This window comes from Ornithinimicrobium carbonis, assembly GCF_977012275.1.
Map to the genome: position 1 here is coordinate 2,571,782 of NZ_OZ348993.1, position 25,620 is coordinate 2,597,401.

General features: G+C 73.3%; 23 protein-coding genes. 20 read left to right on the forward strand and 3 right to left on the reverse strand.

Translation table 11 applies throughout. From position 1 onward, the window contains the following. Positions 1-128 precede the first annotated feature (128 nt). From ACWHYA_RS11820 to ACWHYA_RS11860, 9 genes are all read left to right on the forward strand, one after another. Entirely contained in the window at positions 129-2,021 is a 1,893-nt protein-coding gene (locus ACWHYA_RS11820; protein ID WP_425943647.1) for an ABC transporter family substrate-binding protein, read from the forward strand. A 230-nt stretch (positions 2,022-2,251) separates the two neighbouring features. Further along, positions 2,252-3,784 (forward strand): ABC transporter permease, encoded by a 1,533-nt coding sequence (locus tag ACWHYA_RS11825; RefSeq protein WP_425943645.1) that lies wholly within the window; start codon positions 2,252-2,254, stop codon positions 3,782-3,784. A 67-nt stretch (positions 3,785-3,851) separates the two neighbouring features. Next, entirely contained in the window at positions 3,852-4,964 is a 1,113-nt protein-coding gene (locus tag ACWHYA_RS11830) for an ABC transporter permease (RefSeq protein WP_425943643.1), read from the forward strand. Beyond that, positions 4,964-6,766: an ABC transporter ATP-binding protein gene (locus tag ACWHYA_RS11835; RefSeq protein WP_425943641.1), complete on the forward strand. Its 1,803-nt coding sequence runs from the start codon at positions 4,964-4,966 to the stop codon at positions 6,764-6,766. The genes ACWHYA_RS11830 and ACWHYA_RS11835 overlap by 1 nt, the downstream gene beginning before the upstream one ends. A 31-nt stretch (positions 6,767-6,797) precedes the next feature. After that, positions 6,798-7,733: a methionyl-tRNA formyltransferase gene (fmt, locus tag ACWHYA_RS11840; RefSeq protein WP_425943639.1), complete on the forward strand. Its 936-nt coding sequence runs from the start codon at positions 6,798-6,800 to the stop codon at positions 7,731-7,733. Then, on the forward strand, positions 7,730-9,193 hold the full coding sequence (locus ACWHYA_RS11845) for an RsmB/NOP family class I SAM-dependent RNA methyltransferase (RefSeq protein WP_425943637.1): 1,464 nt from the start codon (positions 7,730-7,732) through the stop codon (positions 9,191-9,193). The genes fmt and ACWHYA_RS11845 overlap by 4 nt, the downstream gene beginning before the upstream one ends. Before the next feature lie 151 nt (positions 9,194-9,344). Beyond that, positions 9,345-10,016 carry a ribulose-phosphate 3-epimerase gene (gene rpe / locus ACWHYA_RS11850; protein ID WP_425943636.1) on the forward strand — a complete coding sequence of 224 codons (672 nt, stop codon included), beginning with the start codon at positions 9,345-9,347 and terminating at the stop codon, positions 10,014-10,016. A gap of 72 nt (positions 10,017-10,088) precedes the next feature. Continuing rightward, positions 10,089-10,817 carry a nicotinamide riboside transporter PnuC gene (gene pnuC, locus ACWHYA_RS11855; protein ID WP_425943634.1) on the forward strand — a complete coding sequence of 243 codons (729 nt, stop codon included), beginning with the start codon at positions 10,089-10,091 and terminating at the stop codon, positions 10,815-10,817. After that, on the forward strand, positions 10,814-11,296 hold the full coding sequence (locus ACWHYA_RS11860) for a PH domain-containing protein (protein WP_425943632.1): 483 nt from the start codon (positions 10,814-10,816) through the stop codon (positions 11,294-11,296). The genes pnuC and ACWHYA_RS11860 overlap by 4 nt, the downstream gene beginning before the upstream one ends. A gap of 30 nt (positions 11,297-11,326) precedes the next feature. Here the strand turns inward: ACWHYA_RS11860 and ACWHYA_RS11865 are convergent, their stop codons facing one another. Genes ACWHYA_RS11865 through ACWHYA_RS11875 form a run of 3 tightly spaced genes read right to left on the reverse strand, consistent with a single transcriptional unit; the run spans position 11,327 to position 14,059 of the window. Next, entirely contained in the window at positions 11,327-12,577 is a 1,251-nt protein-coding gene (locus ACWHYA_RS11865) for an FUSC family protein (protein WP_425943630.1), read from the reverse strand. Beyond that, positions 12,574-13,407 (reverse strand): hypothetical protein, encoded by an 834-nt coding sequence (locus tag ACWHYA_RS11870; RefSeq protein WP_425943628.1) that lies wholly within the window; start codon positions 13,405-13,407, stop codon positions 12,574-12,576. Before ACWHYA_RS11870 ends, ACWHYA_RS11865 begins: the two co-directional genes overlap by 4 nt. A gap of 4 nt (positions 13,408-13,411) precedes the next feature. Then, a complete protein-coding gene (locus tag ACWHYA_RS11875) occupies positions 13,412-14,059 on the reverse strand; it encodes a TIGR03085 family metal-binding protein (RefSeq protein WP_425943626.1) in 648 nt (215 codons plus the stop codon). A 101-nt stretch (positions 14,060-14,160) separates the two neighbouring features. On the opposite strand from ACWHYA_RS11875, the gene ACWHYA_RS11880 reads away from it, so the two are divergent. The 11 genes from ACWHYA_RS11880 (at position 14,161) to pyk (ending at position 25,585) form a co-directional block, all read left to right on the forward strand. Beyond that, on the forward strand, positions 14,161-16,026 hold the full coding sequence (locus ACWHYA_RS11880) for an ABC transporter ATP-binding protein (RefSeq protein ID WP_425943624.1): 1,866 nt from the start codon (positions 14,161-14,163) through the stop codon (positions 16,024-16,026). A 59-nt stretch (positions 16,027-16,085) separates the two neighbouring features. After that, on the forward strand, positions 16,086-17,837 hold the full coding sequence (locus ACWHYA_RS11885) for an ABC transporter ATP-binding protein (RefSeq protein ID WP_425943734.1): 1,752 nt from the start codon (positions 16,086-16,088) through the stop codon (positions 17,835-17,837). Between the two features lie 3 nt (positions 17,838-17,840). Beyond that, positions 17,841-18,530: a hypothetical protein gene (locus ACWHYA_RS11890; RefSeq protein WP_425943622.1), complete on the forward strand. Its 690-nt coding sequence runs from the start codon at positions 17,841-17,843 to the stop codon at positions 18,528-18,530. A 26-nt stretch (positions 18,531-18,556) separates the two neighbouring features. Next, entirely contained in the window at positions 18,557-18,799 is a 243-nt protein-coding gene (locus ACWHYA_RS11895; RefSeq protein WP_431472951.1) for an HGxxPAAW family protein, read from the forward strand. A gap of 119 nt (positions 18,800-18,918) precedes the next feature. Continuing rightward, entirely contained in the window at positions 18,919-19,743 is an 825-nt protein-coding gene (gene trpC, locus ACWHYA_RS11900) for an indole-3-glycerol phosphate synthase TrpC (RefSeq protein ID WP_425943619.1), read from the forward strand. Next, entirely contained in the window at positions 19,740-21,092 is a 1,353-nt protein-coding gene (gene trpB / locus ACWHYA_RS11905; RefSeq protein ID WP_425943617.1) for a tryptophan synthase subunit beta, read from the forward strand. Before trpC ends, trpB begins: the two co-directional genes overlap by 4 nt. Further along, positions 21,089-21,871, forward strand: coding sequence for a tryptophan synthase subunit alpha (trpA, locus tag ACWHYA_RS11910; RefSeq protein ID WP_425943615.1), 783 nt, complete (start codon positions 21,089-21,091; stop codon positions 21,869-21,871). Before trpB ends, trpA begins: the two co-directional genes overlap by 4 nt. Beyond that, the gene (locus ACWHYA_RS11915; RefSeq protein ID WP_425943613.1) at positions 21,868-22,392 is read left to right on the forward strand and encodes a MauE/DoxX family redox-associated membrane protein; all 525 of its coding nucleotides are present in this window, start codon (positions 21,868-21,870) and stop codon (positions 22,390-22,392) included. Before trpA ends, ACWHYA_RS11915 begins: the two co-directional genes overlap by 4 nt. A 5-nt stretch (positions 22,393-22,397) precedes the next feature. Next, on the forward strand, positions 22,398-23,129 hold the full coding sequence (locus ACWHYA_RS11920) for a DsbA family protein (protein WP_425943611.1): 732 nt from the start codon (positions 22,398-22,400) through the stop codon (positions 23,127-23,129). Further along, positions 23,126-24,022 (forward strand): prolipoprotein diacylglyceryl transferase, encoded by an 897-nt coding sequence (gene lgt, locus ACWHYA_RS11925; RefSeq protein ID WP_425943609.1) that lies wholly within the window; start codon positions 23,126-23,128, stop codon positions 24,020-24,022. Before ACWHYA_RS11920 ends, lgt begins: the two co-directional genes overlap by 4 nt. A 102-nt stretch (positions 24,023-24,124) precedes the next feature. Further along, positions 24,125-25,585, forward strand: coding sequence for a pyruvate kinase (gene pyk / locus ACWHYA_RS11930; protein WP_425943607.1), 1,461 nt, complete (start codon positions 24,125-24,127; stop codon positions 25,583-25,585). Positions 25,586-25,620: the final 35 nt, after the last annotated feature.

Here is a 25,620-nt window from a genome sequence, read left to right on the forward strand (position 1 = left end):
TCACTTGTGTGGCGTCGGCCCCCTCCTCGTGCCTATGTTGCTCTCGCAACCCCCCGGCTCGGTGCTGACCGGGCGCGCGTCCAGAGTGGGACGCGTGCTCCGGCCCGAGCTTCCCACTAGGAGGAACATTGAAGATCAGGCGCGCGACCATGGCCGTCGTGGCGGCCGGAGCCCTCGCCCTGGCCGGCTGCACGTCCGAGACGGACACCCCCGAGGACACCGGCACGACCAACGAGCAGGGCGGTGGCGGCACCGATGCCGAGACCGACGACGAGGAGTCGACCGCCGGCGGCGACGACGACTCGGCGACGTCCGACGGCGGCATGGCTGCCGGCGGCGACGAGGACACCTCGAAGGCGGACCTGGGCGACGTCCAGACCGCCCAGGACGAGATCTCCTTCTCCACCGGCTCCGAGCAGTACAACGCCTACAACGACAACACCTCGTCGACGAACTCGACCTACAACGCGGTCGTCAACAACCAGCTCATCGGTGGCTTCTGGTACTGGGGCACCGACGGCACCGTGTACCCGAACGAGTGGTTCGGCTCCTACGAGGTGACCAGCGAGGACCCGCTGACCATCGACTACACCATCTCCGACGAGGCGGTCTGGTCCGACGGAACCCCCGTGACGGCCAACGACTACCTGCTCGAGTGGGCCTCCTCCAACCCGGAGTCCCTCGGCGGCGTCGACACCCTCGGCTTCGACCCGGTGTCCGACACCTTCGGCGTCTACGTGCCGGACGGCCTGGAGACCGAGGTGGGCTCCAAGGAGTTCACCGTCGTGTACCCCGAGCCCTACCCGGACTGGGAGCTCGTCGTCAGTGGCGCCCTGCCCTCGCACATCGTGGCGGAGCAGGCCGGCCTGGAGCCCGACGCCCTGGCGCAGGCCATCCTCGACGGGGACGGCGAGACCGTGGCGCAGGCCTCGGAGTTCTGGAACACCGGCTGGGTCTTCAACGACTACGAGATCCCGGACGAGTCCCTCGTCCCGTCATCGGGTCCCTACACCCTGCAGGGTTCGGTCTGGGAGAAGGACCTGTCCCTGGGTCTGGTCCCGAACGAGGAGTTCTACGGCCCGGCCCCGGCCACGGCCAACCTCACCTTCAAGTTCGCCGACCCGGGCACCCACGTGCAGGCCCTGCAGAACGGTGACATCAACGTCATCGAGCCGCAGGCCACCGTGGACACCATGGACCAGCTCTCGGGAATGGGTGACACCGTCACCACGCTGACCGGGGACGAGATGACCTGGGAGCACCTCGACTTCAACTTCGCCGAGGGTTCGGTCTTCTCCGACGACGAGGGTGGCCTGGCCGCTCGCGAGGCGTTCGCCATGTGCGTCCCGCGGCAGCAGATCGTGCAGAACCTGATCCAGCCGATCAACCCCGAGGCTGAGGTCATGAACCTGCGCGAGAAGTTCCCCTTCCAGGACGACTACCAGGAGGTCCTGTCGGCCGCCTACGACGGCCGGTACGACGAGGTCGACATCGAGGGTGCCGCAGCCAAGCTGGAGGAGGCCGGCGTCGAGACCCCGGTCGAGGTCCGGATCGGCTACTCGGCGCCCAACCCGCGCCGCACCGACGAGGTCACCGCGATCAAGGCCTCCTGCGACGAGGCCGGCTTCAACATCGTCGACGCCGGCGACTCGACCTTCTTCGAGCAGGGCGGGCCGCTGGAGACCGGTGACTGGGAGGTCGCCCTCTTCGCGTGGGCCGGCTCGGGCCAGGTCGCCTCGGGCGAGCCGATCTACTCCACCGGTGGTGGCCAGAACTTCGGTGGCTACTCCAACGAAGAGGTCGACGCCGCCTGGGACGAGCTCGCCTCGTCCAACGACCCGGCCGTCCACCTGGAGCAGGTGAAGAAGATCGAGAAGCTGCTGTGGGACGACCTCTACGGCATCCCGCTCTTCGCGCACCCGGGCGTCATCGGTCACGACGCCTCGCTGGAGAACGTCCGGCACAACTCCACCCAGACGGGTGTGTCGTGGAACGCCGAGCAGTGGGTCCGCGCGAGCTGATCCACGAACGCTAGCGGTCCGGTCCGGGACCTCGTCCCGGTAGGGTCCGCCGCACGCACGGGGCGGGAGGGCACACCAGCCCTCCCGCCCCGCCGCGTGCCTCCCGCCCCTCAGGGCGCCAGAGCGTGCGAACGCCCGGCCCCGCCTCTTCGTCAACCGCCCCACGGGTCGGTTAGAGTCCCCCCGTCACCCAGCCACGACGACGTGGTCCCAGTGCAGGAAGGTTTCCCGTGCTCCAGTTCATCCTTCGCCGGATCGCCATCTCGGCGGTGATCCTGGTCCTGGGTTCGGCGTTGATGTACTTCGCCACCATCAACGCCGGAGACCCGTTGCAAGACCTGCGGGAGACCCGCGCCGAGAACCGCGACCAGCTCATCGCGGCCCGCGTCCGGAACATGAACCTGGACATGCCGTGGTGGCAGCGCTACCTGACCTGGCTGGCCGGTGCGGGCAAGTGCCTGGTGCTCCAGTGCGACCTGGGCACCACCCGGGACGGGGCCAACGTCAACACGCTGCTGCTGGGCGCGGCGGGGGCCAGCCTCCGCCTGGTCATCGTCTCGGTCGCCCTGGCCATCGTCATCGGCATCACCCTCGGCGTCCTGTCGGCCATCCGGCAGTACTCCGGGTTCGACTACGCCATCACCTTCATGGCCTTCCTCTTCTTCTCCCTGCCGGTCTTCTGGGCCGCGGTGCTGCTGAAGGACTTCGGCGCGATCCGGTTCAACAACTGGATGGCCGATCCACAGCTGACGACGGTGACCATCGGGGTGGTGGCCCTGGTGTTCGCGCTGCTCGTGGCCTCGGTGCTCGGCGGAGACATCCGTCGCCAGGCGCTCACCTTCCTCGTCACCGGTGCAGTGGTCTTCGGGGCGGTCTTCTGGTTCGACCGGATCGGGTGGTGGCGCCAGCCCGCGCTGGGACTGCCCCTCATCATCCTCGGCGGCCTGGCCGCCCTGGCCTTCTTCCTGGTCCTCACGGTGGGACTGCAGCACCGGCGGATCCTCTACGCCGGGCTGGGGACCCTGGCCGTCGGAGTGGTCAGCTACTTCGTCATCCAGCCTCTGCTGCAGGACCCCTCCTGGGGCAGCATCGTCCTGCTGGCGCTGGTCGCCGTGGCGGTGGGGGCCCTGATCGGCTGGTTCTTCGGCGGCTTCGAGAAGAAGGTCTCGATGGTCGTCAACATCGGCACCGCACTGGCCTTCGGGTTCCTGGTCTTCATGGACGAGCTGCTGCGCAACTGGGCCGGCTTCCTCGAGGTGGCGCCCCAGGGACGGCCCATCGCGACGATCGGCGACGCCCGGGTCCCCTCGGAGAGGCTGGACGGGAACTTCTGGATCGAGATCTACAACTGGGGGGTCCAGCTCATCCTGCCGACGATCGTGCTGACCCTGATCTCCATCGCCGGCTACAGCCGCTACACCCGCGCCTCCATGCTGGAGACCATCAACCAGGACTACATCCGCACCGCCCGGTCCAAGGGTCTGTCCGACCGCGTGGTCTACACCAAGCACGCGCTGCGCAACGCGCTCATCCCGATCACCACGATCGTGGCCTTCGACTTCGCCGGCCTGCTGGGCGGCGCGGTCATCACCGAGACCATCTTCGGCTGGAAGGGGCTCGGCGCGATCTTCCGGGACGGCCTGAACACCGTGGACCCGGGGCCGGTCATGGCCTACTACCTGGTCGCCGGTGGCGCGGCCGTGCTGATGAACATGCTGGCGGACATCGCCTACGCCTTCCTCGACCCGCGGATCCGACGGTGACCGGCACCGTGACGCGCCGCCCCCGGACGACGCCCCGACCGGCCACGACCATGCGAAGGAACGACCGATGAACGACAAGCCCCCGACCAGCGGAGGGGACCGGCCCGAGCAGGACCGCCCCGAGGTCCCCGGCAGCGGACGCGAGGGTCTCTCGCCCGTCCCGGCACCGCAGGACAAGGCCGCCCCCCAGGACCCCGACGTCAACGACGAGGTCACCGACGGCACCGGTGCCGACGGGGACCCGGAGATCTACTCGGTCGAGAAGCGGATCGACCTCTCCGAGAAGTCCTACTCCCAGGGCCAGCTGGTGCGTCGGCGCTTCTTCCGGCACCGCGGCGCCATGGTCTCCCTCGTGGCGCTCCTGGGCATCACGGTCTTCGCCTTCACCTCGATCGGCTACGGCCTGATCCCGGGCTGGTGGAACAAGAACTTCTGGGAGGGTGCCCTGGTGGAGAACATGGGCCGACCCACCCTCAAGCTCTGGCCGTTCGAGGTCGGGGAGTACCCCTTCGGCCAGGACAACGCCGGCAAGGACTACTTCGCCCTGACCATGCGCGGGACCCAGCGCTCGCTCATCATCGCCTTCACGGTCGGCATCCTGTCCACGATCATCGGCACCCTCGTGGGAGCGCTCGCCGGCTACTACCGCGGCTGGGTCGAGGCGATCCTCATGCGGGTCACCGACCTCTTCATCGTCATCCCGCTGCTGGTCATGGCCGCGGTCTTCGGCAAGATGGCCGGGGGTGGCATCTGGCCCCTGGCGTTCCTGCTCAGCGTCCTGACCTGGACCGGCCTGGCGCGCCTCGTGCGCGGCGAGGTCCTGTCCCTGCGCGAGCGGGAGTTCGTCACCGCGGCGGAGGCCATCGGCACCAGCTCGGGCCGGATCATCTTCAAGCACATCCTGCCCAACACCATCGGCACGATCATCGTCAGCGCCACCCTGGCCATCGCGGCCGCCATCCTGCTGGAGTCGGCGCTGTCGTTCCTCGGCTGGGGGGTGCGCCCGCCCGACACCTCGCTGGGGCTGCTCATCTCCACCTACCAGAACAGCTTCCAGACCCGGCCGTGGCTCTTCTGGTGGCCCGGCATGATCATCCTGGCGATCGCGCTGTCCGTGAACTTCCTCGGTGACGGCCTGCGCGACGCCTTCGACCCCCGTCAGAACAGGACCGCCGACTGATGACGACCGCGACCGACGACTACGGCGACCAGGTCTTCACCGGGTCGGGCACCCCGGGCGAGGGCGACGAGGTCGTCATGAGCTTCGACGACGTCGACGTCCGGTTCAAGACCGAGTTCGGCAGCGTGCACGCCGTCAAGGGGGTGGACCTGCGGGTGCGACCCGGCGAGGTGGTCGCCCTCGTGGGCGAGTCCGGCTCCGGCAAGTCCGTCACGTCCATGACGGCCATGCGGCTGCTCCCGTCCAACGCCACCATCGGCGGGGCCGTCCAGGTCGCCGGCAAGGACGTGGGCCAGCTCTCGGACCGCAACATGCGACGGCTGCGCGGCAACGACGTGGCCATGGTCTTCCAGGAGCCGATGACCGCGCTCAACCCCGTCCTGACCATCGGTACCCAGATGGTGGAGTCGATGGAGCTGCACCACGTGGCCCGCGGGCAGGCCGCCGTGGACCGCTCGATCGAGCTGCTCGAGATGGTCGGCATCCCCGAGCCGGACAAGCAGATGAAGAAGTACCCGCACGAGCTCTCCGGCGGCCAGCGTCAGCGCGTGGTCATCGCCATCGCGATCAGCTGCGACCCCAAGGTCATCATCGCCGACGAGCCGACGACCGCCCTGGACGTCACGGTGCAGGCGGACATCCTCGACCTGCTCCGCTCGCTGAAGGACAAGCTGAACACCGGCATCCTCCTGATCACCCACAACATGGGGGTGGTCGCGGACATGGCGGACCGCGTCGCGGTGATGTTCAAGGGTGAGATCGTCGAGCGCGGGACGGTGGAGGAGGTGCTGCTGCACCCGCAGCACGAGTACACCAAGATGCTCCTGGGCTCGGTCCCCAAGATGGGGGCCGGCCGTGGCCAGATGGGCATCAGCGTGCGCGAGGAGGTCGACCACGACGCGCCGCTGTCGATCGAGCTGCGCAACCTCGTCATCGAGTACCAGCGGATGGGCAAGCCCCCGTTCCGCGCCGTGGACGACGTGAGCTTCAGGGTGCGCAAGGGCGAGATCGTGGGCCTGGTGGGGGAGTCCGGGTCGGGCAAGTCCACCATCGGACGGTGCGCGCTCGGCCTCATCCCGGCGGCCTCGGGGGAGTTCAGCCTGCTCGGCGAGGACATCACCTCGATGAACAAACGCGACCTGAAGGCGCTGCGCAAGCGCATCGGGGTCGTCTTCCAGGACCCGGCCGCCTCGCTGAACCCGCGGCTGCCGATCGGTGAGTGCATCGCCGAGCCGCTGGTCGTCCACGGGGTCGGCGACCGCAGGAGCCGGCAGGACAAGGTCTATGAGCTGCTCGACGCGGTGCAGCTGCCCCGCGAGGTCTACAACCGCTACCCGCACGAGGTCTCGGGCGGTCAACGCCAACGGATCTGCGTGGCCCGTGCCCTGACCCTGGACCCCGAGCTGCTCGTCGCCGACGAGCCCACCTCGGCGCTGGACGTCTCGGTGCAGGCGCGGGTGCTGAAGATCTTCGCCGAGCTGCAGGAGCAGTTCGGCTTTGCATGCCTCTTCATCAGCCACGACCTGGCCGTGGTGGACCTGCTGGCCCACCAGGTGGTCGTGCTCCAGAACGGCAAGGTCGTCGAGGCCGGACCGCGGGCGCAGATCATGGAGAACCCGCAGGAGGAGTACACCCAGCGTCTGATCGCCGCCGCCCCGGTCCCCGATCCCATCGAGCAGGCCCGCCGGCGGCGGGAGCGCCACCAGCTGCTGCGCGAGCAGGGCGAGGAGGTCGTCGAGCTGCGCCTGGACGACGCGCAGGAGTTCCGGGCCACGATCTCCGACGAGAAGGACCGGCTCTGAGCCGTCGGTCACGGGCGGACGGCGCGTCCCGGTGAGGGTGGTCTTCGCCGGGACGCCGGACGTCGCGGTGCCCGCCCTCGACGCCCTGCTCGCCTCCGAGCACGAGGTGGTCGGCTGCCTCACCCGCCCGGACGCCCGCGCGGGCCGGGGGCGCCGCACCCGCACGTCCCCCGTCCGCACCACCGCCGAGGCCGCCGGCGTCCCCGTCCTGGCCCCGTACCGGCTGCGGGAGGAGGGGGTCGCCGAGCAGCTGCGCGCATGGGACCCGGAGGTGGCAGTCGTCGTGGCCTACGGCGCCCTGGTGCCGCCGGAGCTGCTGGACCTGCCGCGCCTCGGCTGGGTGAACCTGCACTTCTCCCTGCTGCCCCGGTGGCGGGGGGCCGCGCCCGTGCAGCACGCCGTGCTGGCGGGGGACGAGATCACCGGGGCGGTGACCTTCGTCCTGGAGGAGGGCCTGGACACCGGCCCCGTCCTGGGGCGGATGACGGAGCGGGTGCGACCGCGGGACACCAGCGGCGACCTGCTCGCGCGACTGGCCGTCGGCGGAGCGCAGCTGGTGGTGGCCACCGTGGACGGGCTGGAGCGGGGCGAGCTGGTCCCCGAGCCCCAGACGTCCGACGGCGTCAGCCTGGCCCCCAAGCTCACCACCGAGGACGCCAGGATCCACTGGAGCCTGCCCGCCTTCGCGGTCGACCGGCGGGTCCGCGCGTGCACGCCGGCCCCCGGTGCCTGGACCACGTGGCGGGGCGAGCGGCTGCGGGTCGGGCCGGTCGAACCGCTCGCTGCCTCGGACGCACCGGAGGACCTGGGGGCGGGCGAGCTCCTGGCAGGACGTACCGAGGTGGTCGTGGGGACCGCCGGCGGTGCGGTGCGTCTCGGCGAGGTGCAGCCCCAGGGCCGGCGACCCATGCCGGCCCAGGACTGGGCCCGGGGAGTGCGGCCCCGGCCGGGGGAGCGCCTGGAATGACTGACCTGACCCCTCCCGGGCGCAGGGGACCGCGCCGGCGGTCGGCCCGGACGCCCGCCCAGAGGCAGCGCCGTGCCGACCCGGCCCGGGAGGCCGCCTACTCGCTGCTGCGCGCCGTCGCGACCCAGGACGCCTACGCCAACCTCGAGCTGCCCCGCATCCTGACAGCGGCCGGGCTGCGCGGCCGGGACGCCGCGTTCGCCACCGAGCTGGCCTACGGCACGCTGCGGATGCAGGGCCTCTACGACGCAGTCGCGGCGCAGGCGGCCTCCCGTCCGACCTCGGCGATCGACCCTGCGGTCCTCGACGTGCTGCGGCTGGGGATCCACCAGCTGCTGGGCATGCGGGTGCCGGACCACGCGGGGGTGAGCGCCACGGTCGCGCTGGCCCGGCAGCACGTCGGTCAGGGCGCGGCCGGGTTCGTCAACGCCGTCCTGCGCCGGGTCGTGGAGCGCGACCGGAGCGCCTGGATCGACACGGTCACCACCGAGGAGCCGGACGAGACCGCGCGGCTGGCCGTGGAGCACTCCCACCCGGCGTGGATCGTGCGGGCCCTCCGGGCGTCGCTGCTGGCCAACACCGGGACCGACGAGGAGCTCGTGGCCCTCCTCGCCGCGCAGAACGTCGCCGGGTCCCTGTCCCTGGCGGCCCGTCCGGGTCTGGTCGAGGACGAGGAGCTCCGGGAGGCGGGGGCGCACCCCTCACCCACGGCGCGCACGGCCTGGACGCTGCCCTCGGGCGACCCCGGCGCCCTGGCCGCCGTCCGTGACGGCCGCGTCGCGGTGCAGGACGCCGGGTCCCAGCTGCTGACCCTGGCCCTCGCGGACGCGCCGATCGAGGGGCCCGACGCCCGGTGGCTCGACCTGTGCGCCGGGCCGGGGGGCAAGGCGGGGCTTCTCGCCGCCCTGGCCCACGGGCGCGGTGCCCACCTGCGCGCCAACGAGATCAGCCCCCACCGGGCCGAGCTGGTCCGGCAGACCCTGCGGTCGGTGGTGGAGGCAGGGGCCCGGGTCGAGGTGACCGTCGAGGACGGCCGCGACGTCGGGTCCCACGAGCCGGGCCGCTACGACCGGGTCCTGGTGGACGCTCCCTGCACCGGCCTGGGCGCGCTGCGCCGACGCCCGGAGGCGCGGTGGCGACGCAGCCCCCGGGACATCCCGGCCCTGGCCCCGCTGCAGCGTGCCCTCCTGGACTCCGCGCTGGAGGCGACCCGGTCGGGAGGACTCGTGGCCTACGCCACCTGTTCCCCGCACCTGGCCGAGACGCACCTGGTCGTGCGAGACGTGCTCAAGGGCCGCGCCGGCCAGGACGCGGAGCTGGTCGACGTCCGGCCGCACCTGCGCGACCGGGATGGCCGTCCGGTCGCGGGCGTCGGCCGGCCCGATGAGCTCTGGGCGCAGCTGTGGCCGCACCGGCACGGCACCGACGGCATGTTCGTGGCACTTCTGCGCCGCCGCTGAGCGAGGGCTGCCGGTCGCGCCCGGTCGCCGGTCGGCCGGAGCGCGTGCCGCCCGGAGCACGTGCCGCCCGGAGCACGTGCCGGCCCACGGGGGTGCCCCGGCGACGAGGGTGCGCCTCCCTCCCGGTGACCCTCCCACTAGGGTGTGCGCCATGCCCGCGCCCCTGCAGATCAGCCCCTCCATCCTGGCCGCCGACTTCGCCAACCTCGAGTCCGAGCTGCGGCGCATCGGGACGGCGGACTGGGCGCACGTGGACGTCATGGACAACCACTTCGTGCCCAACCTCACCCTCGGGCTCCCGGTCGTGGAGGCACTGGCCCGGGTGAGCCCCCTGCCGCTCGACTGCCACCTGATGATCGAGGATCCGGACCGGTGGGCCCCCGGGTACGCCGAGGCGGGAGCGGGATCGGTGACCTTCCACGTCGAGGCGGCCGCGGACCCGGTGGCGACGGCGCGCGCGATCCGTGCCGCGGGCGCCCGCCCCGCGTTCGCGGTCAAGCCGGGCACCCCTTTCCAGCCGTACGAGGACCTCCTCGACGAGGTCGACATGGTGCTGGTCATGACGGTCGAGCCGGGGTTCGGCGGGCAGTCGTTCATGGACGACCAGCTGCCCAAGGTGCGGGCGGTGCGGGAGGCCGTGCGACGTCGCGGTGCGCAGATCTGGGTCCAGGTCGACGGCGGGGTCTCCGAGGACACCCTCGGCCGGTGCGTCGAGGCCGGTGCCGACGTGCTCGTCGCTGGCTCGGCCGTCTACGGCGCCGACGACGTGCCGGGCCGGATCGCCGAGCTGCGGGAGCTGGCCCAGCGGCACGCCCACGGCTGACGCTGCCGCGCGCCGTAGACTGGGGGAGCGAGGGCTCCCGACGTCCCCCGCCCCCCGTTCCGCCCCGAAGGGATGCCCGTCGTGGACGTCTGGAACGACCTCTTCAACGCCCAGCTGACCGTCGCCGGCCACACCATCGCCTGGCGCGAGGTGGTCGGCAACGTCTTCGGCCTGGCATCGGCCGTCCTCGGGATGCGCCGCACGGTCTGGGCGTGGCCGGTCGGCATCGTCGGCAACGCCCTGCTCTTCACCGTCTTCATGGGCGTCTGGTTCGCCAACCCCCAGGAGCACAGCCTCTTCGGGCAGGCGGCGCGCCAGGCCTTCTTCATCCTCACCAGCCTCTACGGCTGGTGGGCCTGGAACCGCTCCCGCCGGGGGCGGGCCAGGGGAGCCCCCGCGATCACCCCCCGGTGGGCCACGGCGAGCGAGCGCACGGCATACCTGGTCGGTGCCGCGGTGCTCGTCGTCCTGGCCCAGTGGGTCTTCGCCCAGGTCGGGGCCGGCTGGCCGGCGCCACGGTGGTACTACTGGACCGACGCCTGGATCTTCGTCGGCTCGATGCTGGCCACCTACGCGATGGCCCGCGGGTGGGTCGACTTCTGGCTGGTGTGGATCGCCGTGGACCTGGTGGGCGTGCCCCTCCTGTGGCACTCGGGCTACTACCCCTCGGCCGTGCTCTTCGTCGTCTACGGCGCCTTCGTGCTGTGGGGCTTCGTCGTCTGGAGGAGGGCCGCGCGGGTGGAGGCGCCCACCGGCGCAGGCCCCACCCTGGCGCAGGACGGACGTACCCTGGTGGGGTGACCACACCGGCCGAGCGGCGCGACCCGTACGCCACCTTCCGTCCCGTCCGCGGGGCGTGGGTGGCCCGGATCTCCGCCGTGGCCTCCCTCCTCACCTTCGGCCTCGTGGCGGTCTTCTCCCCGATGCCGCTGGGCTCGGACCCCTCCCTCACGGTCCTCAACCGGGTGGCGGTCGCCCTCATCGGTGTCGTCATGGCCGCCTTCCTGTGGAGGTATGCCGTGCTGCGGGCCGAGCCGGGGCCGCGCGGTCTGCGGGTGGTCAACCTCTTCTCGACCACCGAGCTGGAGTGGGCCCAGATCGTGCGGGTCGGGTTCTCCGGGGGTGCGTCCTGGGCCGTCCTGGAGCTCGCCGACACCGAGGAGCTGGCCGTGATGGCCATCCAGCGGGCCGACGGGGAGCACGCCCGGCGGGAGGCGTCCCGGCTCGCGGCCCTGGTGGAGCACCACCACCGCACGGCCGGCGGGGTGGACGCCGGCTGATCCTTCCCCGGGCGACGGTTCCGGGGCCTCTCAGCGGTGTCCCGGCCGCCCCTCGTCGTCCTCGGCCGGATGCTCCCCGGCCGGAGGCTTCTCGGCCCGACGCTCCTCGTCCGTGCGCTCGTCGACGTGGCCCGGGTCGTACTCCTCGCGGGTCGCCGGGACCCGCCGGCGGGCCTCGGCCGGTTCCATCCCGGAGAGCACCAGCAGGTCCACGACGGTGGAGCGCACCTGGGCACGCATGACCTCGGCGGAGAGTCCCGCCTGCGGATGGCTCCACGTGGAGCGCCGCGCCAGGGTGATGAGGTCCTCGCGGACCTCCTCCAGCGGCGCCTCGTGGAGCAGCTGCTCCTGCACGGTCGCGGCGGCCTGGGCCAACGCCTCCACCATGTCGGTGTAGGTCGGGGGGACGAACTCCGCGTCCTCGACGGCGGCGACGGCCCGGCGAGCCAGCACCCGGACGTTGCGGACCGCGAGCCCGAGCGGGCCGATCATCGACTGGATCTGCTCGACCTGCACCCGGTGAACCCCGGAGAGCAGAGGGGCCAGGCGTGCCGCGGCGAGCGCCTCGGCGGTCGCGTCGCGCAGGGCGTCGATCTCGTCCGAGAGCCCCCGGGCCGTGGACAGCGCCCCCTTGGCCCGCTCCACGTCCCGGGTCCGCAGCGCCTGGGTGGTGTCGGTGAGCACCGCCGCCAGGTGACCCACGGCCGCGACGGCGCGCTCGCGGGGACGCTGGGTGGTCGACCGGGTGGGGGCCAGCATCGCCACGACCAGGGCCACGCCGCCGCCGACCACGGCGTCGACCCACCGGCTGAGGGCGGCGCCCTCGGGGGCGACCAGGGTGGTCACCAGCACGCCCTGGATCCCGGCCTGCATCATGAGCAGCTGCCCGGCACCGAGCAGCACCGCCAAGGACATCGCCGTCCCGGCGACCAGGAGGATCTGCCAGGTGCCGGACCCGAACCACTGCACGAACAGGTCGGCGGTGAGGATGCCGATCGCCACCCCGACCGTCAGCTCGACGATGCGGCGGACGCGGTCGCCGTAGGTCAGGCCCAGGCAGATCATCGCGGTGACCGGGGCGAAGAACGGGAGGGTGTGCCCCACGAGGTGCCGCGCGATCCACCAGGCGACCGCGGCCCCGAGGGCGATCTGGGCGATCAGCCAGGCACGCGAGCGCAGCCGCGTGAGCCGCTCCCGGAACGAGCGCGGCGAGACCTCCAGCCGCAGGCGGTCCCAGCCCTCGTGCGAGTACCGGCTCAGCTGCCCGCGGCCCGTGCTCATGGGCCCAGTCTGTCGCAGGGGGTCGTGCTCCCGCTGACGTCCGTGCCCGGTCGCCCGCCCCCCGGTCGCCCGCCCCCCGGTCGCCCACCCCCCGGTCGCCCACCCCCCGGTCGCCCGCCGCCGTGCGCCCCCGGCCCGACGACCGGGCTCTGCGTCGACCACCGGGTCCGGCCGGTCACGGTGTCCACGACGCCGTCCGCGGGAGGACGGGTGCCCAGCACCCGGTCCTCCTGCTCGGCCCAGTGCCGCCAGTGCGGCGCGAACATCTCCCCGTCGCGCGTCAGGGCACGGACCCGGCGCACGCGGGCCGGGGCCTCCAGCCACAGTCGGACCGCGAACCCGTCGGCACAGGGGCTGGCCAGCACCCCCACGCCCTCCACGACGACGACGGGCTCCGGCGGCACGTCCACCCACGGACCGGGCCGGTCGGCGTGCCAGTCCCACGAGCGGTACCGGCCCGCCCCGCCTCCCAGGAGCGGGGCCACCACCTCCTCGCAGAGCCGGGGGAGGGCCGCGGCCAGGCCCGACCACCCGGGGTACAGGTCCTCGAGGTGCACGACCCGCGCCGCGTGACCGGAGCGGTCCAGCAGCTGGGCGGCCGCGGCCGCGAGGTCGGTCTTGCCGGCGCCGCTGCGACCGTCCACGCCGACGAGCACCGGAGCGTCCGCCCCCGGCCGCCCCTGCGCGTCCGCCCCCGGCCGCCCCTGCGCGTCCGCCCCCGGCCGCCCCTGCGCGCCCGCCCCCGTCCGGCCGTGCCGGGCACGGTCCTCGACGCGCTCGAGAAGTCCCGGCCACCACGTCGGTGCCGTGGCGGCCGCGCGGTCGGCCATCGGCTCAGACCGACCGGCGGTGCCGGTCCAGCGCCGCCAGGTCCGGCTCCGCGCCCTCGGTCTCGACGCGGGCGACGTCCGTCCGGCCGAACGCGTGCAGGGTCAGCTCCAGCGGCGTCCCGCGCAGGACGACCGAACCGGCGTCTCCCGGAGGCCGGCGAAGGGAGGCCCGGCCGAAACCGTCGGCGACCGCGACGACGCCCACCGGTGCCCGGCCGTAGAGCATCCGGCCGGAGCGGCGCAGCGAGGTCCACAGGGACCTCTGCACCTGCGCCGGCAGGGGAGTGGGCTCCCACCCGGGTCGAGCCCGCACCATGTCCTCCAGGTGGACGGCGAGCTCGGCGACGTTGACCAGGTCGTCCACCGCGGGGACCGACGTGGGCCACCAGCGGGCGGGTCCGCGGCGCACGGCCTCGGCCAGCCCGGCCAGGTCGTGCTCCTCCGCCGTGCGGTCCTGGACCTTCTCGGTGTGCCGCTGGAGCGGGGCCAGGCCGAGCCCGATGCCCGGCAGGACGTCCGGGCGCGACTCCCGGACGACCAGGTGGGCCAGCAGGTCGCGCACCCGCCAGGGGTCGCACAGCGTGGCGGCCTCGGCTCCCAGGTCCAGGGCGGTGGAGGCGATCAGGTCGCGCAACAGGGGGGTCGACGTCATACCCCCATCCCACCACGCCCGGGAGGAGGCGGCCCCGGGGCCGTGAGAAGATGTCCGGTCGGATCCCCCTATCGCCCGCTCCTGACGGAGGTCGACCCAGCATGTCCGCGGCCAGCCCCCCGGTCCCCCGCCCCGCGCCCAGCCGCGCGGTGCTGCGGCGCGGCCTGCGGGTCGTCTGGACCGGGATCAAGGAGCAGCCGCGCCCGTTCGCCGTCGCCGTCGTCGGTGCCGTGCTCTGGGCCGCGGCCACCGTGGGCACCGCCGGGGCCATCGGGTGGGTCACGCGGACCGTCATCACCCCCGCGGTGCAGTCGGGCGCGGTCACCGCGGTCGGCCTGTGGACCATCTTCGGGGTGCTGTTCGCCGTGCTGCTCGTCAACGTCGTGGGCGTCATCCTGCGTCGCGTGTGGGCCACGGTCGCCGGGTTCAACCTGCAGGCGGCCTACCGCCGGCGGGTCACCCGGCAGTACCTCCGGCTCCCGCTGTCCTGGCACCACTCGCACCCCTCCGGCCAGCTGCTGTCCAACGCGCACGCCGACATCGAGGCCACCTGGCAGGTCTTCAACCCCCTGCCGATGGCCATCGGCGTGCTGTTCATGCTCGTCATCGCCGGCGCGATGATGGTCGTCGTCGACCCGCTCCTGGCGTTCGTGGGCCTGCTCGTCTTCCCCGGCCTGTTCGCGGCCAACCTCGTCTTCCAGCGGTTCATGTCGCCGCGGATCACCTACGCCCAGCAGCTGCGGGCCGAGGTGGCCGAGGTGGCCCACGAGTCCTTCGAGGCCGGCCTGGTCGTGAAGTCCATGGGCCGGGAGGACCAGGAGGCCGCCCGCTTCACCACCGCGACCCACGAGCTGCGCGACGCCCTCATCGAGGTGGGCCGCACGCGGGGGACGTTCGAACCGGTCATCGAGGCCATCCCCACGCTGGGGACCCTGGCGGTGCTGGGGGTGGGCACCTGGCAGGTCTCCCAGGGTGACCTCGTGGCCGGCGACGTGGTCCAGATGGCCTACCTCTTCTCCATCCTCGCCTTCCCCGTCCGCGCGCTCGGCTGGGTGCTGGCCGAGCTGCCGCGCTCGGTCGTCGGTTACGACCGGGTGCAGCACGTCCTGCAGGCCCAGGGAGGTATGCAGCACGGCGACGGCCTCCTCGCGCGCGAGGGGGGCGCGGTCGGGTCCGAGCTGCGCGGGGTCTCCTACACGCACGAGGGTGAGGACGAGCCGACCGTCCACGACGTGGACCTCGTGGTCCCCGCGGGCAGCACCACCGCCCTCGTCGGGCCGACCGGCTCGGGCAAGAGCACCCTGACCAACCTGGCCCTGCGGCTGGTCGACCCCGGTGCCGGCACCGTGCACCTGGCCGGCCGCGACGTGCGCGAGCTGGCCCACGGCGTCGTGCCGTCGGTCGCCACCCTCGTGGCCCAGCAGACCTTCATGTTCGACGACACCGTGCGGGGCAACGTCACCCTCGGGGAGGACTGCGCGGACGAGGACGTCTGGGAGGCGCTGCGGATCGCCCAGGGCGACGGCTTCGTCCGGGCGCTGCCGCACGGGCTGGACACCGTCATCGGCGAGCGGGGCGGCACCCTCTCGGGAGGGCAGCGGCAGCGCATCGCGCTCGCCCGGGCGATCTGGCGCCACCCGCGGCTGCTCGTCCTGGACGATGCCACGAGCGCGGTCGACCCCTCCGTGGAGCAGGCCATCCTGGCCGGCCTGCGCGAGGCCCGGGACGGCATGACGGTGCTGGTCGTCGCCTACCGGATGGCCACGATCACGCTGGCCGACCAGGTCGTCTACCTCGAGCACGGCCGGGTCGTGGACCAGGGCCCGCACGCCGAGCTGCTCGGGCGGTGCGAGGGGTACGCCGACCTCGTCCACGCCTACGCCCGGGAGGCGGCGGAGCGGGCGGCGGTCGCGGCCGCCGAGGAGCCCGGCGCCCCCGGACCGTCCGACGAGACGGAGCGCGCGTGAGCACCCCGGCCACCCCGCCCGCCTCCAGCCGGATCGAGGCGCAGAGCGACCTGGGCACGATGGCGACCCTGCGCCGGGGGCTGCAGCTCTCGCCCGAGCTGCGCCGGGGACTGGGTCTGACCGTCGTGCTGGCGGTCGTGGCCACCCTGGGCCGCGTGCTCATCCCGTTCGTGGTCCAGCAGACCACCGACAACGGCATCCTGGCCGACGGCGGCCCCGACACCGCCTTCGTGACCCAGGCCATCCTCATGGCCGCCGGGGTGGTCGCCCTCACGAGCGTGGCGCAGTACCTCGTCAACGTCCGGCTCTTCACCTCGGCCGAGTCGGGCCTGGCCACGCTGCGGCGCGCCGCGTTCCGGCACATCCACGACCTGTCGATGCTGACCCAGAGCACCGAGCGACGGGGCTCGCTGGTCTCCCGGGTGACCAGCGACGTGGACACGATCTCGATGTTCGTGCAGTTCGGCGGCCTCATGCTGCTGATCTCCACGGCCCAGATCATGATGGCCACGGTGCTCATGCTCGTCTACAGCCCGGTGCTGGCGCTGGTGGTCTACCTGTGCTTCGTCCCCCTCGTCTTCCTCGTCAAGCGGCTGCAGCCGGTGCTCGGGCGCGCCTACGGGGCCGTGCGCACGCGGGTCGGGGACATGCTCGGCGCGATCAGCGAGTCCATCGTCGGCGCCGTGACCATCCGCGCCTACGGCGTCGAGGAGCGCACCGCCGCCCGGATCGACACCGCGATCGAGGAGCACCGTCGCTCGGCGATCAGCGCCCAGATCCGCTCGGTGATGGCCTTCGTCTCCGGTCAGGCCTTCGCCGGCCTGACCACGGCGGTCGTGCTCGTCGTCGGCACCGTCCTGGCGGTGCGCGGGCAGGTCACCCTCGGTGAGCTGCTCGCCTTCCTCTTCCTGGTCAACCTCTTCACCCAGCCCGTCCTCATGGCCACCGAGATCCTCAACGAGCTGCAGAACGCCGTCGCCGGGTGGCGCCGCGTCATCGGCGTCATCGACACCCCCGCGGACGTGTCCGACCCGGGCGAGGACGGGGTCGCCCTGGACCGGGGGCCGATCACGGTGGAGTTCGCCGGGGTCTCCTACGCCTACCCCGGCGGGGAGCGGGTGCTGCACGACGTCGACCTGCGCATCGAGCCCCACACCCGCGTCGCGGTGGTCGGGGAGACCGGGTCCGGCAAGACCACCCTGGCCAAGCTGCTCACCCGCCTCATGGACCCCGACGAGGGGGCCGTGCTCCTGGACGGCGTGGACCTGCGCACGATCACCTTCGCCTCCCTGCGCAGCCGGGTCGTCCTGGTCCCCCAGGAGGGCTTCCTCTTCGACGACGACCTCAGGGGCAACATCCGCTTCGGTCGCCCGGAGGCCGACGACGACGACATCTCGCTCGCGGTCACCGAGCTGGGCCTGGACGGCTGGGTGGAGGGTCTGCCGCACGGCCTGGACACCCGGGTGGGGCAGCGGGGGGAGTCCCTCTCGGCGGGGGAGCGCCAGCTCGTGGCGATCGCGCGGGCCTACCTGGCCGACCCGGACCTGCTGGTCCTGGACGAGGCCACCAGCGCGGTCGACCCCTCCACCGAGGTGCGCGTCCAGCGGGCCCTGGAGGGCCTGACCCGCGGACGGACCTCGGTCGCCATCGCCCACCGGCTCTCCACCGCCGAGGCGGCCGACCTCGTGGTCGTCGTGGACCAGGGACGCATCGTGGAGCTGGGGCACCACCGTGACCTCGTGGACCGCGGCGGGGTGTACACCCGGATGCACGCCTCGTGGGCGGCCCAGCAGGGCGCCGGGCGGGTCTGAGGTATGCCGCGCGCGGCCGCCGCTGCGACCCTGCTCCTGCTCGGTCTGCTGGCGCTCGCGACGACGCAGCCCTGGGTCGCCGGTGTGGTCGAGGCTGCGCCGGGGTCGGTCCGGACCCGGTGGTCGGCCACGGGGGCGGAGCTGGTCCCGTGGGTCCCCGCAGCCTCGCTCGCCGCCGGCGCGGCCACCCTGGTGCTGCTGACCCGGACGACGGGGAGGGTCGTCCGGCCGGTCGACCGCCTCCTGGGGGTGCTCTCGACCGCCGGCTGCCTCACGGCCCTGGCCGGGGCGCTGCTCGTGGTCGCGGGTGGGACCGGGGTGCCGACCGACGTGGTCGTCGCCGCCCCGACCGGCTGGTCCTGGACCGCGCTCCTCGCGGCTGCCGCGGCCACGACCGCGGCCCTGCCGTCCACGGTGGTGCCGACCGGCCGGCCGTCGGTCCCGCCCCCCGTCGGGCCCGGGCCTGCGCGGTCGGACCGGAGGTCACCGGGCGACGACGTCCCCGCCGAACGGCAGCGGCGGCAGGTCGCGCGGACCTGGACCGAGCTGGACGCGGGTCGGGACCCCACCTCCGAGCCGGGTGCTGGCACAATGGCCCCAGCCGCACCGCAGGAGCACCCGCAGGACGACGTCCCGGGGGAGGACGTCGAGCCGGACGGCCCCGCCCCCGGGCACCACGAGACCGACCGTTGACCGAGACACCCGACCAGGAGCCCGCCATGGAGCACGAGAACCACTACCACAGCACGGCCGCGTGGGTCGGGGTGAGCATCATGCTCGTCGCCACCGTGGTGGGGTGCTCGGCCGCGGTCTTCGGTCCGGGCTGGCTGATGTGGGCAGGGCTCGGCCTGTTCGTGGTGGGCGCGCTGGTCTGGTACGCGCTGAGCAAGGCCGGCTACGGCGCCGAGGCCTACGAGGTCGCCCGTCCCCAGGAGAGCGGAAGCGGCGCCCGCACCCGCTGACCGCCGGGCCCGCACCCGCTGACCGCCGGGCCCGCAACAAGGTCGTCCGCGCCCGGTGGCACCGCCGACGGCGCCCCGTGGGGCAGGAGCACCCTGTCCGGGCGACTAGGCTGGGGGACGTGTCGACCGTGCTGGACCAGATCCTCGACGGCGTGCGCGAGGACCTCGCCCGCCGTCGTCGCACCACGCCGCTCGAGGCGCTGCAGGAGCGGGCGGGCCAGTCGCCGCCGGCCCTGGACGCCCGGGCCCGGCTGAGCTCGGGACCGGGGGTGCACGTCATCGCCGAGGTGAAGCGCAGCAGCCCGAGCAAAGGGGCGCTGGCGGCCATCGCCGACCCGGCGTCGCTGGCGGCCGACTACGCCGCGGGCGGGGCCAGCGTCATCAGCGTCCTGACCGAGGAGCGGCGCTTCGGCGGCTCGCTGGCCGACCTCGACGCGGTGCGGGCCCGTGTGGACGTCCCGGTCCTGCGCAAGGACTTCGTGGTGGACCCCTACCAGGTCTGGGAGGCCCGGGCGCACGGGGCCGACCTGGTCCTGCTCATCGTCGCGGCCCTGGAGCAGGACGTGCTCGTCGGTCTGCTCGAACGCACGGAGTCCCTGGGGATGCACGCCCTGGTCGAGGTGCACGACGAGGAGGAGCTGCAGCGGGCGGTCGACGCCGGCACGCGCATCCTGGGCGTGAACAACCGCGACCTGAGGACCCTCGAGGTCGACCGGACCACCTTCGCCCGGCTGGCCCCCGCGGTCCCGGCCGGCACCGTGCGGGTGGCCGAGTCCGGCGTGCGCGGACCGCTGGACGTGATGGACTTCGCCGAGGCGGGGGCCGACGCGGTCCTCGTGGGGGAGGCCCTCGTCACCGGTCGGTCGCCACGGGACGCCGTCGCCGAGCTGGTGGCCGCCGGCTCCCACCCGGCCGTCCACGCCGCGCACGGCGGTCGGCGATGAGCGCGGCGGCCACGGGCGGGTCGACGTCGGAGGAGACGGCCACGCGCGGGACCGCCACCGGCACGCCCGCCGGCCGGTTCGGCGCCTTCGGGGGCCGGTACGTGCCGGAGGCCCTGGTCGCGGCCCTGGAGGAGCTCGAGGAGGCCTGGCGCGAGGCGATGGGCGACCCCGACTTCGTCGCCGAGCTGGACCGCCTGCAGCGCGACTACACCGGGCGGCCCAACCCGCTCACCGAGGTGCCCCGGTTCGCCGAGCACGCGGGCGGGGCACGGGTCTTCCTCAAGCGGGAGGACCTCAACCACACCGGGTCGCACAAGATCAACAACGTGCTGGGCCAGGCCCTGCTGACGGTGCGCATGGGCAAGACCCGGGTCATCGCCGAGACCGGCGCCGGCCAGCACGGCGTGGCCACCGCCACGGCCGCGGCCCTCCTCGGTCTGGAGTGCACGGTCTACATGGGCGAGGTGGACACCCGCCGCCAGGCGCTGAACGTGGCCCGGATGCGGCTCCTGGGAGCCGAGGTGGTGCCGGTGGCGACCGGCAGCGCCACCCTCAAGGACGCGATCAACGAGGCGATGCGCGACTGGGTGACGACCGTGGACCGTACGCACTACCTGCTGGGCACCGTCACCGGTCCGCACCCCTTCCCCACGATGGTGCGCGACTTCCACGCGGTCATCGGCCGGGAGTCGCGCGAGCAGCTGCTCGCGCGCACCGGCCGGCTGCCGGACGCCGTCTGCGCCTGCGTGGGCGGCGGGTCCAACGCGATGGGCATCTTCCACGCCTTCCGCGACGACGAGCAGGTGCGGCTGCTGGGCTTCGAGGCCGGTGGCGACGGGGTCGACAGCGGCCGGCACGCCTCGCGCTTCTCCGGGGGGGAGCCGGGGGTGCTGCACGGGGCGGCCAGCTACGTCCTGCAGGACGAGGACGGCCAGACGCTGCCGACCCACTCGATCTCGGCCGGCCTGGACTACCCGTCGGTGGGACCCGAGCACGCGTTCCTGCACGACACGGGCCGGGCCACCTACGCCCCCGTCACCGACGCCGAGGCCATGGAGGCCTTCGCGCTGCTGTGCCGCACCGAGGGGATCATCCCCGCGATCGAGAGCGCGCACGCCCTCGCCGGAGCCGTGCGCGTGGGCCGGGAGATGGCCGCGCGGGCGGGCGGGCCCTTCGAGGCCGACGACCCCCGGCGCCCGGTGATCCTGGTCAACCTCTCCGGCCGCGGGGACAAGGACGTCGACACCGCCGCGCGCTGGTTCGGGCTGGTCGACGGCGAGGACCTCGTGGAGGCCGAGCAGATCAAGGCCGCCGAACCCGTCGCCGAGGCCGAGGGGAGCGGCTGGTGAGCGCCCTGTCGGAGGTCTTCGACCGGTGCCGCGCCGAGGACCGGGCCGCCCTGGTGGCCTACCTGCCCGCCGGGTTCCCCGATCTCGACACCTCCCTGGAGGCCGTCCGGGCCCTGGCCGCCTCCGGCGCCGACGTGGTGGAGGTCGGCGTCCCCTACACCGATCCGCTCATGGACGGTCCGGTCATCGAGCAGGCCGCCAGCCGCTCGCTGGCCGGAGGGTTCCGGCTGGCCCGGGTCTTCGACCTGGTCCGCGCCGTGCGCGAGGCGGGTGCCGTCCCGGTGGTGATGTCCTACTGGAACCCGGTGCTGCACTACGGGCCCGAACGGTTCGCCTCCGACCTGGCGGCGGCCGGGGGGGCGGGGATGATCACCCCCGACCTGGTGCCCGACGAGGCGGACGCGTGGCTGCAGGCCGCCGACGCGCACGACCTGGACCCGGTCTTCCTCGTCGCCCCGAGCTCCACGGACGCGCGGCTGCGGTCCACCGCCGAGGCCTGCCGGGGGTTCGTCTACGTCGCCTCGACGATGGGGGTCACCGGGACCCGGTCCGCCGTCGGCGGGGACGCCGCCACCCTCGTGGACCGCGTGCGCGCGGTCACCGACCTGCCCCTGTGCGTGGGACTGGGGGTCAGCGACGGGGCCCAGGCCCACGAGGTCGCCGCGTTCGCCGACGGCGTCATCGTGGGGTCGGCCCTCGTGCGGGCCGTGGACCAGGACCCCTCCCTGGAGGCGCTGCGGACGCTCACCGCCGAGCTGGCCGCCGGGGTCCGCCGATGAGCTCTCCGGGCCCCGCCCCCGTGGTCGCGGACCGGGAGACCCCCGGACCCTCCGCACCGGGCCGGTCCTGGACCGGCGTGGTCGGGCTGCTGGCCCGCCTCGTGCTCGGCGGGGTGCTCCTCGTCGCCGGGCTGCTGAAGATCACCGACCTCACCGGGTCCGTGCAGAGCGTGCTGGCCTACGAGCTGTTCTCCTACCCCGTGGCCCGGGCGGTCGGCACGGTGCTGCCCCTCGTCGAGATCGCGGTCGGGCTCCTGCTCGTCGCCGGTCTGCTGACCCGGGCCGCCGCCGCAGCCGGTGGGCTGCTCATGCTCGTCTTCGTCGGCGGGATCGTCTCGGCCTGGGTCCGGGGCCTGTCCATCGACTGCGGCTGCTTCGGCACCGGGGGACCGGTGGCCCCGGGGGAGACCGCCTACCTGCCCGACCTCCTGCGGGACCTGGGTCTGCTGGCGCTCGCCGCCTGGCTCGTGGTCCGCCCGCGCACGCCCCTCGCCCTCGACTCCCTGCTGAAAGGTCGCTGAACACCATGCCCCGTCCCCCGGCCCCCCAGGTCAAGCCCGTCGCCGCCCGGGGCCCGTCCGCGGGCCTCATCGCCGGCGTGGTCGTGCTCGTCGTGGCCCTGCTGGGGGTCCTGGTGTGGGCCGCCACCCGCGGCGGCGACCTCGAGGCGGTGGGCAGCTCCGGCACGCTCCCCGACGGCGGCGGCGTCAGCGTCGGCCCGGGGCTGGACGCCGACGTTCCCCAGGTGCGCATCTACGAGGACCCCCAGTGCCCGTGGTGCGGGCGGCTGGAGAACGCGATCGGGGAGGACCTGGCCGAGCTGATCGAGGCCGGTGAGGTCAACGTCACCTTCCAGATCATGTCCTTCCTCGACGGGGGTCTGGGCAACGACTCCTCCACCCGGGGCGCCAACGCCATGCTCTGCGCCGACGATGCCGGTTCCTTCCTGCCCTTCCACGAGGAGCTCTACGGCAACATGCCGGCGTCCGAGGGTCAGGGCTGGAGCGACGAGCAGCTCATCGGTTTCGGCGAGCAGGCCGGGATCGAGGGTGAGGCGCTGGCCCAGTTCGAGAGCTGCGTGGCGGACCAGACCCACGCCGAGTACGTCCAGGACATGCAGCAGCGGGCCAACGAGGACGGCGTCAGCGGCACCCCGACCGTGTTCGTCGACGGGGAGGAGCTGCCCCAGGAGGACCTCAGCCGGCTGCTCCAGGAGCCCGGAGCCCTGCGCGAGGTGCTCGAGGCCCAGGGTCGATGACCCTGCTCCCCACGGGCGCCGCGACGACGGCTCTCCTCACCGCGATCCCCAGCCCCGAGCAGTCGGTGTGGTGGCTCGGTCCCCTCCCCCTGCGGGGCTACGCCCTGTCCATCCTGGCCGGCATCTTCGTCGCCATGTGGATCACCTCCCACCGGTTGCGGGCGCGTGGCGGCACCGGCCAGGAGATCTACGACATCGCCGTGCCGACCATCGTGCTGGGCATCGTCGGCGGGCGGATCTACCACGTCGTCTCCAGCCCGTGGCCCTACTTCGGCCCCGAGGGTGACCTGGTCGACGCCCTGAAGATCTGGGAGGGAGGTCTGGGCATCTGGGGGGCCGTGGCCCTCGGGGCCGTCGGCGCCTGGTGGGGCGCACGCCGGCACGGCTACTCCTTCCTCGACATCGCCGACGCCATCATGCCCGGCCTGCTCGTGGCCCAGGCGATGGGCCGGTGGGGCAACTGGTTCAACAACGAGCTGTACGGCGGCCCCTCCGACGCGCCCTGGGCCGTGCAGATCCACGAGATGTCCGGTGGGGAGGCGGTGCGCGACGCGGCGGGGGAGGCGGTCGTGCTCGGCACCTTCCAGCCCACCTTCCTCTACGAGGCGCTGTGGTGCCTGCTCGTCGCCGTGGCCATCCTGCTGGTCGACCGGCGGTTCCGGCTCGCCCGCGGCCAGGTCGTGGGCCTGTACCTCATGGGGTACACGCTCGGTCGGTTCTTCATCGAGATCATGCGCACCGACCCCGCCCAGATGGTCCTGGGCCAGCGGATCAACGTCTGGGTCTCGATCGCCGTGTTCCTGCTGGGGCTGGCGATCTGGTGGTGGCGCGGCCGGGTGGGCGACCTGCCCGCCCGCGGCGTCGCGGAACGGCATACCCCCGCCGCGGCGTGAACGCCGCCGTGCCCCGGGCCCGCCCCGGCCGTGGGCCCCGTGCGGGGAGAGCCACCGCCCGGCGACCTCCGGCACCCCCGCGACGGCACTAGGCTTGACCCCATGCGCCGCGCCAAGATCGTCTGCACGCTGGGCCCCGCCACCGACTCCTACGAGCAGATCCTCGCGCTCGTGGAGGCCGGGATGGACGTCGCCCGCCTCAACCTCTCCCACGGCTCCTACGAGGAGCACTACGAGCGCTACCTGCGGGTGCGCCGCGCCAGCGACGAGGCCGGTCACGCGGTCGCCGTGCTGGCCGACCTCCAAGGCCCCAAGATTCGCACCGGCACCTTCGCCGCCGGCCCGGTCACCCTCGCCCGCGGAGACAGCTTCACGATCACCACCCGGGACGTCCCCGGGGACCGCGAGGCCGTGGGCACCACCTACGCCGGGCTGCCGGGCGACGTCCACACCGGGGACGACCTGCTCATCGACGACGGCAAGGTCATGCTCCGGGCGACCGAGGTGTCCGGGACCGACGTCGTCACCGAGGTCGTCGTGGGCGGGGTGGTGTCCAACAACAAGGGCATCAACCTGCCCGGGACCGCCGTGAGCGTGCCGGCGATGTCGGACAAGGACGAGGAGGACCTGCGCTGGGCGGTGCGGTCCGGGGCCGACTTCGTGGCCCTCTCGTTCGTGCGCAGCGCCGCCGACTACGACGACGTCCGCCGGGTGATGGAGGAGGAGGGCCGGATCCTGCCGGTCATCGCCAAGATCGAGAAGCCGCAGGCGGTCGACAACCTCACCGAGATCGTCGAGGCCTTCGACGGGATCATGGTGGCCCGTGGCGACCTGGGGGTCGAGATGCCGCTGGAGCAGGTGCCGCTCGTGCAGAAGGACGCCATCCAGCTGTGCCGGGAGAAGGCCAAGCCGGTCATCGTCGCGACGCAGGTGCTGGAGTCGATGATCGAGAACCCGCGCCCGACCCGCGCCGAGGCCAGCGACTGCGCCAACGCGGTGCTCGACGGGGCGGACGCGATCATGCTGTCCGGGGAGACCTCGGTGGGGGCCTGGCCGGTCCGGGCGGTGGAGACGATGGCCGACATCATCTCGGCCACCGAGGAGCACGGGCTGCACCGCATCCTGCCGGTCCTCACCAAACCCCGCACCCCCGGGGGCGCGGTGACGCGGGCGGCGCTGAGCATCGCCGAGTCGCTCGAGGACATCACCTACCTCGTCACCTTCACCCAGAGCGGCGACACGACCACCCGGATGGCCCGGATGCGTCCCGCGGTGCCCATGCTGGCGTTCACCACCGAGCAGCACACCCGGTCCACGCTGGCCCTGACCTGGGGGGTGGAGACCTTCCTGGTGCCCTTCGTGTGGCACACCGACCAGATGGTCATGCAGGTCGAGGAGGTCCTGCTGCGCGAGAAGCGCTGCCAGAAGGGCGACCTCGTGGTCATCGTCGCCGGCTCCCCGCCCGGCGTGTCGGGGACGACCAACGCGCTGCGTCTGCACCGCGTCGGGGACGCGATCTTCGGCCGGGCCCCGGCCTACCAGGACGACCCGCCTCTGGTCTGAGGGCACCCGCCACCCACGGGTATGCTGTGTGCGCG

Excerpts from the sequence above, each read along its gene's own strand:
- ACWHYA_RS11875 (WP_425943626.1), bottom strand. The coding sequence starts at position 14,059 with ATGACGTCGACCCCCCTGTTGCGCGACCTGATCGCCTCCACCGCCCTG.
- ACWHYA_RS11915 (WP_425943613.1), top strand. The coding sequence starts at position 21,868 with ATGAGCTCTCCGGGCCCCGCCCCCGTGGTCGCGGACCGGGAGACCCCC.
- ACWHYA_RS11890 (WP_425943622.1), top strand. The coding sequence starts at position 17,841 with ATGCCGCGCGCGGCCGCCGCTGCGACCCTGCTCCTGCTCGGTCTGCTG.
- ACWHYA_RS11830 (WP_425943643.1), top strand. The coding sequence starts at position 3,852 with ATGAACGACAAGCCCCCGACCAGCGGAGGGGACCGGCCCGAGCAGGAC.
- ACWHYA_RS11880 (WP_425943624.1), top strand. The coding sequence starts at position 14,161 with ATGTCCGCGGCCAGCCCCCCGGTCCCCCGCCCCGCGCCCAGCCGCGCG.
- ACWHYA_RS11845 (WP_425943637.1), top strand. The coding sequence starts at position 7,730 with ATGACTGACCTGACCCCTCCCGGGCGCAGGGGACCGCGCCGGCGGTCG.
- ACWHYA_RS11835 (WP_425943641.1), top strand. The coding sequence starts at position 4,964 with ATGACGACCGCGACCGACGACTACGGCGACCAGGTCTTCACCGGGTCG.
- ACWHYA_RS11865 (WP_425943630.1), bottom strand. The coding sequence starts at position 12,577 with ATGAGCACGGGCCGCGGGCAGCTGAGCCGGTACTCGCACGAGGGCTGG.
- lgt (WP_425943609.1), top strand. The coding sequence starts at position 23,126 with ATGACCCTGCTCCCCACGGGCGCCGCGACGACGGCTCTCCTCACCGCG.
- pyk (WP_425943607.1), top strand. The coding sequence starts at position 24,125 with ATGCGCCGCGCCAAGATCGTCTGCACGCTGGGCCCCGCCACCGACTCC.
- rpe (WP_425943636.1), top strand. The coding sequence starts at position 9,345 with ATGCCCGCGCCCCTGCAGATCAGCCCCTCCATCCTGGCCGCCGACTTC.
- ACWHYA_RS11920 (WP_425943611.1), top strand. The coding sequence starts at position 22,398 with ATGCCCCGTCCCCCGGCCCCCCAGGTCAAGCCCGTCGCCGCCCGGGGC.
- ACWHYA_RS11895 (WP_431472951.1), top strand. The coding sequence starts at position 18,557 with ATGGAGCACGAGAACCACTACCACAGCACGGCCGCGTGGGTCGGGGTG.
- pnuC (WP_425943634.1), top strand. The coding sequence starts at position 10,089 with ATGCCCGTCGTGGACGTCTGGAACGACCTCTTCAACGCCCAGCTGACC.
- trpB (WP_425943617.1), top strand. The coding sequence starts at position 19,740 with ATGAGCGCGGCGGCCACGGGCGGGTCGACGTCGGAGGAGACGGCCACG.
- ACWHYA_RS11885 (WP_425943734.1), top strand. The coding sequence starts at position 16,086 with ATGGCGACCCTGCGCCGGGGGCTGCAGCTCTCGCCCGAGCTGCGCCGG.
- ACWHYA_RS11870 (WP_425943628.1), bottom strand. The coding sequence starts at position 13,407 with ATGGCCGACCGCGCGGCCGCCACGGCACCGACGTGGTGGCCGGGACTT.